This is a genomic window from Deltaproteobacteria bacterium (assembly GCA_016219225.1).
Lineage (GTDB): Bacteria > Desulfobacterota > RBG-13-43-22 > RBG-13-43-22 > RBG-13-43-22 > RBG-13-43-22.
In genome coordinates this window covers 1-6,974 of record JACRBX010000072.1, presented here as the reverse complement: position 1 = coordinate 6,974, position 6,974 = coordinate 1, and the positions used below count along the sequence as shown (strand labels likewise).

Genomic DNA, 6,974 nt, shown 5'->3' with positions numbered 1-6,974 from the left:
ACGACAAAGTCCGGCAGATGGGGGGTCAAGACCCCGGGGTCCCGGGAATAAAACCACAGTTCTTCCGGGGTATTGGAAAAGCCCCGATCACCGACGATTTCCTTGAGAGAACCTGCTATATCCATCATGGCTTTATACCTCCTTTCCCTTTTCTCCGATGGCCATCTTACACAGGTCGATGATATGGATCGGTTTTAATCCTTTTTTGGAAACCTTTTCCGATAAACTCGTCTGACAGGCCGGGCAGTTAAATACACAGTATTCGGCCCCGACGTCCAGCATATCCTCTATGTTCCTCTGTTGGACATCGTTGGCCAGACGGTATCCGGAGACCGCCCGAAAAATTTCGGCACAACAAAGGGCATTTTCCCCTTGATATTTCCTGTCCGGCAGTTCTACGCCGATGATATCGAGTATTTTTTTGACCAATCGGTGCTTTTCCGGGATAAGCCTGTTGGAGCAAGGGCGTTGGTAAGCGGCCTTGATGTTCAGGGGCCTTATCCGATCTTTTAAATCCTCAAGCCGTTCCAACAAAAAGTCCATATAATAAACCGGCTTAAAGGGAACTTCAATTCCATAAGCCGGGGCGATCGAGGTATAGGTGCCGTAACATTCGTCATGGAGACAGATCACCTCTTTGGCCCCGAGCTTAACGAAATTATCGATGACTAAGGGGAGCCTCTCTTTAATGACCGACATCCGGGCAAAATGGGTGTGCACCGCCGGACACATGAATTCCGCGCCGAAGACCATGGCGGCTGCCGCATCCTTGAAGATCTCCCCAGTGCCTAATTCGCCCAGGGAAGGGATGAAACAGCAGGAGAGGGCCTTATCCTTAACCGCACCGACCATGGGTTTTCCCTGCATCTGGGTCATGTTGATCCATTGATTGGTAATGGGTCTGGGGGCGGTGAACAGACCCTTCTCTTCCCGGCGTTCGCTGATCAGGTAAAAAGGATGGTTGCCCCTTTGACAATATTCCTCGCAGGCATAGCAGGTGACACAATCTCGAAATACCCGGGAGTCCTCTCCCCGGACGACCTTCAGGATCTCGGCCCGGGCCTCGTCATGACCGGCAAAGGACATGTACTGGCACTTCAGGAGACAATCGGCCGACGGGCAACTGCTGCAAACCTTTTCTTTAAAAGTCAAGGCAGACATAACGACCTCCATTTTTCAAGATTTCCGAAATCGGCATCGAGACTATTTAACAGGCCCCATTCACCCGCCTCCACATGAATCCGGGGCAGGCCACCGAAGAATATGAATTTGGGCGCCTTGGCCCTGTATAGCCATAGCACAGACAAAAAAATAATAAAAGAGGGATAAAAAAGAGCTGGAGGACCGGAGGTCCGGGCGGAACGATCGACGGAGAGCCCCGGGGCACCGGGTAAGGGAAAAAATAGCCCAAAATGCCCCTTGCACAATCCGGTGGTAGTTCTTATGATCACTGGTAAATGAAGAAGAGGAGGCATCATCATGGGGACCTCAAAAACGCCCCGGCCGAAGCGGGCTTTGAATCTGAAAGAAGATCCAAAACAGGACCTGTTGGCTGTACTCCAAAAAATCAGCCATTTTTACTGGGGACCTACCCTTGAACAATGCGAGCATATGTTGCAGCCCTCCTTTTGGCTCCCCATTGAAAAAGTGCTCTTCCGGCTGGACTCTTCTTCGGAGGTGATCTTTAAGGAAATTAAGGCCGTTTTAAACCATTTTCCCACGGCCCCGGCCCTTTTCGATGGACTGGAAGAAGAGTACGTTCGTTTGTTCATCAGTGACCGCCGGGGAATAAGGGCACCGCTGTATGCCTCCTGTTATGGGGCTATAAACTCCGCAGAAAGAGCGCCTTTGATGGGAGAGCCGGCCCTGGCCATGCAAGAACGATTTCGATCCAAAGGGTTGTCCCTGGCGGACGATATCGGGGAGCCGCCGGATCACCTGTCCATCGAACTGGAATATCTCTATTTTTTGCTGGAAAGGGGCTGGGCCGAGGATGATGACCTGCTTTTGAAGGAGGCCGGGCAGTTCGCCTCAGAAATCATGCTGCCCTGGGTCGGGCAGTTGCGGCAGAGGCTGGAGGCCATAGAAACCGAAAACCCATTTTATCCTCTCATCACCACCCTCTTATCGGCTTTCCTTAAAATGATCGGAGAAATAAAAGAAGGGGTTTAAAAAGTCCCAACCTTCTGCGGCCTTGAGGGCGGGGACTCCCTGTCCTCAAAATGAAGAGCAGGGAGTCATCAGGTTTCAACTCTTTAAGGGAGTTCTAATTTTCCTTGACGATTTTATAGGATCCATCTTTATTGAACGCCACCTCAGCATCCAGGTAAAAAACGTTCTTCATGTCCTTCCTCTCATCCTTCACCATGAAATAAGCCTCTCCGGCTCGGGCTCCGGTAGAACAGACGAAAACGATAGGTTTACTGAAGTCGAGGGTTTTCACCTTTTTTTCCAGATCACCAACAGGCATACCGATCGCTGTTTTTAGGGTCCCTGTTGAATATTCCGCCGCGCTTCTCACGTCGATCAGGAGCATACCGGAGGGATTTTCTTTCAACATCTTTTCAAAAGAGGCGACATCAATGGTCCCTTCTCCCTTTCCCGGTTTAATTTTGGCCGAGGCCGGGGCAAATAATTTTTCCCACTCAGGATAACCGCCGGCATAAACCAGGACATTTTGATAACCCAGCCCCATTAATTTTCGGGCCAGCTCATGAGACAATACACAACTGTATCCCTGGCAGAAACTAACCACCGGCTTGGTCATATCTTTGGGTAGACTGTTTTTGCTTCCTTCAAATTTTGAGACCGGAATATTAATCGACCCTTCGATGGTTCCTTTACTGAACAGGTTGGCCGGTCTTGAATCATAAAAAGGTACTCCGGCGCTGTGGAGTTCTTTGGCCTTCTGGGCATCGATCTCTTGATAGTCCGTGTCGAGCCAGACCGGCGGGGCGATGTAGAGTTTTAGGTTGGTGTATCCCTTGCTCTTCAGCCTCTGGGCATTCTTTAAGCTCAACTCGCATTCTCTGCCGATACCAAGAATAATTTCGGTATTCTTGGCGATGTTCAGTTTTTCAAACTCAGGATAAGTGCTGTTGAATTTCATGGACGGCAGGGACAGGGCCGAGGGGATGTGGCCGGCCGAATACAGCCCTTCCGGCCGGGCATCGATGATAACGACTTGGTTCAGTCGGCGAACACCGACTCCCACCTTACCCCTAACGTAATCGTAGTCCACCACTCCGAAGCCTTGGGCCATGGCTTCCTTGGTCAAAGCGACCAAAGAGAATCCCTTTTTCCATTCCAGGATGCCCCCGGCAAAAACTTTTATATTGTTATATCCTGATTTTTGTGCTGCTCTGGCAGCCTCGTGGCTTTGTTTGCTTGCGGGATCCTGACCATAAAAGACCAGAAGTGTACCCTTGTTTTTGGGTAAAAGCCTGGTCAGCTCATTGGGTTGATCTTTCGGAATACTGAATGAGCCGAAAATGTGGCCTTCGTTATATTCTTCTTTTGACCGGACATCGATGACCATCGAGTTGGGTGGCGGTGGCAGCTTGGCATATTGGGCTACAAAATCGGCATTAACAAGGTCTTTAAAATACCAATCCGGCTTAGCCGGTGTTTCGGCTGCCTGGACCACGGCAAACCCGGCGATAAAAGCCATCACCAAGATTAATGTTAATAAAACCCTAAGATGTTTTAATGATTTTTTCATTATTCTCCTCCCCTTTTATTTATTATACTGCGTAAATTCGTAAAAACGCGTCATTCCCGCGCAGGCGGGAATCCAGACCATACGTAACACATTAAATAACCTGGATTCCCGTTTCCACGGGAATGACGAAAATGGTTGCTTGTCGACTTTTTGCGAACCCATCAGGCTTAACTCTTTTTCCAAAACGAAGCCGGCAGGTGAACATTGCCCGGCAGCGTCGGTTCTTTCGGCCAATTCAATTGGGTGGTCCCGGCCGTATAATAAATTCGGGGCTTGGTGTCGATCAGATTGTTTTTCACCTGGACCAGACGGCCCTTTTTCATCAGGGCGCTGACTTGGCTGGCAGGATCATTCAGGTCCCCGAAGACCCGGGCCTTGGTGGGACAGGTCTCTACGCAGGCCGGTGCTTCCCCTCGTATTAAGCGGTGCTGGCAATAATCGCACTTGTCAGCCCGGCGCGTAAGCGGGTTCCAAAACCGGGCCCCGTAGGGACAGCCCGTAACGCAGTTGCCGCACCCGATGCACTTAGTTGGATCGATAACCACCATCCCATCGGATCGTTTATAGGTGGCCCGAACCGGGCAAGCGGCCACACAGGCCGGTTCCTCGCATTGCATACACTGACCGGGTTGAAACTGGACCCTTCGTCCCTTTTCCCCAAGAGCGGGTTTAACCCAGTTCCGCCAGCGGCCTTCGGGAACATTGTTTTCAACCTTGCAGGCCACCATGCAGGCCCTGCAGTCAAAACATTTCAAGGCATCAATGATCAAAACATAATTCTTACGGTGGATGTCCATCAGGTAATCTTCCTCACCGTTACAAAGGTTTCATGCATAGCCATGTTACCCGAAATGGTATCGTTGTGATCTTCCAGGATCTCGACAATAGAGGCCCCTTTCCCGTAGACATTGGAAAGCCCTTTGGACAACATGCCGAACCCCGAATCCATATAGACCGTATCCGGCCGGATCTCTTCGGTCACCCGTACCTTAAGCCTTCCCCGGCCGACCGGGCTGGTCACTTCCACCATCTCACCGGAAACAATGGCCATTTTCCGGGCCGGTTTGGGGTGCAGCCACAATTCATTCTCCGGGACCAGCTCGGAAAGCAGGGCGTTATTGGTGGATGATCCCTGAGTGATGTAAGCGTTTCGACCGACGACCAGCCTGAATTTCCCCCCCGGGACTGCCTGGCGGGCCCGGTAAACCGGCAAAGGATCGACTTTTTTTTCGACGTAACGCTGGTTGTAAAGCTCGATTTTCTTGGAAAGGGTTTTGTAAATCTTTCCTTCATAAACCCCGTAAATTTTACTGTGTTTATAATGAAAACCGTCTTTCTTCAGGTCTTTTTGGGCTTCGGGCCAATCCTTCAACTGCTCCTGGCGGTATTCTTCCATAGTGAAGTTAAAAAACTGCCCCAGGTTCAAGCGCCTGGCCAGTTCGGAAACAATCCAAAAAACAGGTTTCGATTCAAAAAGGGCCGGGACCACCGGGTCGCGGCTGACTATACAACCGCACGCCGAAGAACCCTGGAGGGCGGTTACCGGATCCATGCGTTCCAGATAACTGGGGGCCGGGAGGACCAGGTCGGCCATCCAAGCCGTATCGCTCATGGCAATATCCACCGTCACCATGAAATCAAGCTTATTGATCATTTCTACGGTCTTTTGGCGGTTGGCCCCGGTGGCCATGGGGTTAATCTTGTAGGTAAAGCATCCTTTGATCGGATAGGGCTTGCCTTCGATGACCGCGTCCCGGGCATGCTTGAAGGAGCCTTCTTCCTCAAACATCATCGGCGACCGCCCGCTTTCGATCCTTTCCTCCGGATTATTTTCATAAAAGGGCGGATCAAAGGGTTTGGCCTTGACCTTGATTTCCCGAGCCGCGGTGAGACCGCCGGGGCGGTCCCAATTGCCCAGTAAGGCATTGAGGATGGCCATGGAGCGGCGGATCTGAGTGGAGTCTTCATAATCCGAAGTCCTGCGGCCGGGGTAAATCATGGCTGCCGGGGCAGCCGCAGCCAATTCCCGGGCGATACGGCGGATGTCACTGGCCGGGATTTCACACTCCTTCTCCGCCCATTCCGGGGAATATTTCCGGACATGTTCCCTGAGCTGTTCCAGGCCATAGGTCTTTTCCTGAACAAATTTTTCGTCGTATCGTTTTTCCTCGATCAGTACCTGGGTCACGGCCAGGAAAAAGGCCATATCCGTACCCGGTTTGATGGCATGCCATTCATGGGCAATGGCGGCGGTTTTAGTAAAGCGAGGATCCAAGACCACCAGTTTGCAACCCTTCTGCTTGGCTGTCATCATGTCAATGCTGTCCGGGGTGATCAGGGATTCAAAAATATTGGCCCCGGCCATAATAATATATTTGGAGTTGAGCGTGTCAGGGATTGGCATTTCACCGAAGGTATCCAAATAGGCTCTGTTTCGGCTGACCAGACAATTCGATTCATGGGAAACGACATTATAAGAGCCAAAGACACTGGCAAAGCGGTTGACAAAACTGGATTGGACATCCGATCCGGCCATAAACAGGACGCCGCAGCGGGTATATTTTTCACCGATAGCCTTCAACTTTTCAGCGGCCAGATCCAAAGCTTGGGGCCAGGAAAGTCGCTGCCAGCGGCCCTCGCCGCGGGCCCCTTTACGGAGTAAGGGATATTTCAATCGATCCGGATCGTAAAGCTGTTTGATCCCTGCGTTTCCCTTGGCACACAACATACCTCTGGATTTCAGGAAGTTGGGGTGGGGATCGAGTTTCTGAACCACCCCTTTTTCCACTCTGGCGATGAGACCGCATTTATTGAGACACATATCGCAAATGGAGGGGATTTTTCGCACTTGGCCCCCGACCTGGTTTCCGATCGAAGGAACCAGGGCATGCAGAATCCGAGGCGCCCCCAGGGTGGCCGCGGCGGCCATTCCGGAAAACTGCAGAAACTGGCGGCGGGTCAAGCCTTTTTCATTAGCTGTCGGCATAGACGAAACTCCAAACCCCCATTACTCGCATTTTTCCGGCGAGGGAGAATCGAAGGCATGGCCCCAGAGCTGGGCATACATCTCCGTTTTATCCTTGTCGGAAAGAACGGCCCATTGGTCCTGGCATTTCAATTGGTCGATGTTTTTGAAGACCTCATCCCACCCAGCCTGGGTCTTACTGTTTGGGCCTAATTCTTTGGCACTGCCCCCGGCAACGTGGCAGGTCCGGCAATTTTTTCGGAAAAGGAATTTTCCTTTGCGGGCATT

At 51.4% G+C, this 6,974-nt stretch carries 6 protein-coding genes; 1 reads left to right on the top strand and 5 read right to left on the bottom strand.

Annotation, left to right across the window (positions count from 1 at the left end):
* Positions 1–132: 132 nt before the first annotated feature.
* Entirely contained in the window at positions 133–1,161 is a 1,029-nt protein-coding gene (locus HY879_06065) for a (Fe-S)-binding protein (GenBank protein MBI5602901.1), read from the bottom strand.
* A 450-nt stretch (positions 1,162–1,611) separates the two neighbouring features.
* Here HY879_06065 and HY879_06060 point away from each other — a divergent pair, with 450 nt between their 5' ends.
* Positions 1,612–2,172: a molecular chaperone TorD family protein gene (locus HY879_06060; protein MBI5602900.1), complete on the top strand. Its 561-nt coding sequence runs from the start codon at positions 1,612–1,614 to the stop codon at positions 2,170–2,172.
* A 94-nt stretch (positions 2,173–2,266) separates the two neighbouring features.
* On the opposite strand, the gene HY879_06055 is transcribed toward HY879_06060, so the two are convergent.
* From HY879_06055 to HY879_06040, 4 genes are all read right to left on the bottom strand, one after another.
* Positions 2,267–3,721: a hypothetical protein gene (locus tag HY879_06055; protein ID MBI5602899.1), complete on the bottom strand. Its 1,455-nt coding sequence runs from the start codon at positions 3,719–3,721 to the stop codon at positions 2,267–2,269.
* Positions 3,722–3,888: 167 nt separating this feature from the next.
* Positions 3,889–4,518 (bottom strand): 4Fe-4S dicluster domain-containing protein, encoded by a 630-nt coding sequence (locus HY879_06050; GenBank protein ID MBI5602898.1) that lies wholly within the window; start codon positions 4,516–4,518, stop codon positions 3,889–3,891.
* A complete protein-coding gene (locus HY879_06045; GenBank protein ID MBI5602897.1) occupies positions 4,518–6,707 on the bottom strand; it encodes a molybdopterin-dependent oxidoreductase in 2,190 nt (729 codons plus the stop codon). Before HY879_06045 ends, HY879_06050 begins: the two co-directional genes overlap by 1 nt.
* A 21-nt stretch (positions 6,708–6,728) precedes the next feature.
* Positions 6,729–6,974, bottom strand: a 246-nt coding sequence (locus tag HY879_06040; GenBank protein ID MBI5602896.1) for a cytochrome c, incomplete at its 5' end; no start/stop codon positions are given.